Below are 1864 nucleotides of genomic sequence, written 5' to 3'. Positions count from 1 at the left end.
ATGCATTGCCAAAGCTCATAAACCGGCCCTTTAATTTGCTTGAGTCTTTCTAAACTCCAAACCACGTCGTCTATGCTCAGAAGCTCACCATCATGACGAAAAATGCCTGGCCTTAACCATAACATCATGACGTTTTCTTCCATTTTCCATTCATGCGCTAAAGCGGGCTCAATGCCACCATTGGAGTTTTGTGTTAGCAGCCCATCATAAACACTTTTGACCACGTGTAATTCGGTATGACGGAAGGTCTCTGCGGGATCGATATTTGAAACCCACGGATAAGAAGAAATAAGAATGGCGTTTTTAGACTCATTCAGCTCGTTCACTTTTTCCGATGCAATCGTAAGCGAACGAACCGCCGTTTGGCCGAACCAATCGATAAGCTTTGTTATCGAATTCATTCTGCCCCTAGCAAGCTCTTCCACCAAAAACTCGGTCATCGCTTGTTGCAAAGTAATGGTGATACTCAAGCGGCTTGGGTTGCTTCGCCCAATCGCCGGTTGCCAATCCACCCAACCGTAAGCCGCCAGCTTTTTCATCACAATGGAAACGTTACGTCTGGACGTGCAAATCACAGATTCGAGTTCGCTAAGCGTCACTAAATGATGCTTATGCGGTTCAAAATGTTTGAGCAGAAAATCTAAATATCTAAGATTTACATCGTTCACAGTGCTTCCTGAGCGTTTTTCTAAAAACCAAAAATAACACAGGAAGCTTAGTGACCAAACTTCCTGTGTCATATCTATATGAATTCAAACTGAGGGCTTAACTGAACAAACAAACAACAGCACACCGCTTGAGTTAAGCCCAAAGAACTTGAATAAAAATGCTTAGAAACGGTAGCTCATACCAACAGAGAACGCGCTGATTTCTGCTTCAACGGTGACTTTTTCACTGCCGAGTTTCGCTACGTCTAACTCAGGTTTCATGTATTCCCATTCAACCTGTAGTGCTAGATTTTTTGTGATCGCGAACTCAGCACCTAAGCCGTAAAGTCCGGTTACTGTCGTTTCAGAAAACGTCGTGTGGCCTTCGTCACCAGTTAGCACAGAATTGCTTACTTTAAATTCCGCGTTGAAGTAAGAAAGGCCCGCTTTCGCGAAAAGATTGAAACGGTCACCAATTGGCAGCGTTAATTTAGGTTGGATAGCCAAAAACTTCATGTCACCAACGGTAACGACAGAGCCGTCCAAAGCGTCGTAACCACCGATCGCACCTTCAAGAGAGATATACTCGCTGAATGTGTAACCACCAAAAACTTTGCCAGACAGACTTTCGTTGTCTTTAACTTCAAGTTTCTCGCTTGCGTTGTAGGTATTTGATTTGATTGAACCACTGATATCATCAAACGTTGCTTTACCGATCGATGCACCAATGTAAGGAGCGGCGTTTGCCATAGAACAAGTTGCTAGAAGGGCTGCTGTTAGCCATGTTTTCTTTAACATTGTATTTCACTGCCTGTTTTATTATTGAGTTTGTGTATCGCCCTTCCTTAAGCATGTCGCGTTATCCATCTCGCTTGGCGTTAAACCGAGCGAGATGTTAGTGAATAAAAACTCAATAAAACACGAAATAATTAGACACAACTTTTCTATTTTCCTTCTTAATTAAGAATATTTAATCTTAATTACAGACACTGCTGCTTTAACCAGTTGGTCAGTTTGACGATCTCGGCCTGCTTTGCTCGGTTCTTCTTGTGCACAAAATAAAAACTGTCGCCGGTTTCTAAACCATGAGATGGGATGTAAACCAAGTCTTGTGCTTTATCTCGCTCGTTCAACATGAAGTCATTGGCAAACGCGATGCCTTGATCGTACCTTGCAGCCTCGATCGCCAAGAGCATGTGGCTAAAATGCTGGACATC

Annotated in this window: 2 protein-coding genes and 1 pseudogene; all 3 read right to left on the bottom strand. The window is 43.1% G+C overall.

Annotation, left to right across the window (positions count from 1 at the left end):
* A partial coding sequence (locus R7P67_RS23465) for an SgrR family transcriptional regulator (RefSeq protein ID WP_318086147.1) occupies positions 1 to 668 on the bottom strand: 668 nt, incomplete at its 3' end.
* 162 nt (positions 669 to 830) lie between these two features.
* Positions 831 to 1445 (bottom strand): outer membrane beta-barrel protein, encoded by a 615-nt coding sequence (locus R7P67_RS23460; RefSeq protein ID WP_318086146.1) that lies wholly within the window; start codon positions 1443 to 1445, stop codon positions 831 to 833.
* 182 nt (positions 1446 to 1627) lie between these two features.
* Positions 1628 to 1864: pseudogene (locus R7P67_RS23455) on the bottom strand (LysR family transcriptional regulator); the annotation flags it as partial.

Source organism: Vibrio sp. Vb0937 (assembly GCF_033338855.1).
Note: the sequence above shows the minus strand (reverse complement) of the source record. Positions and strands in the feature narration are given on the sequence as shown.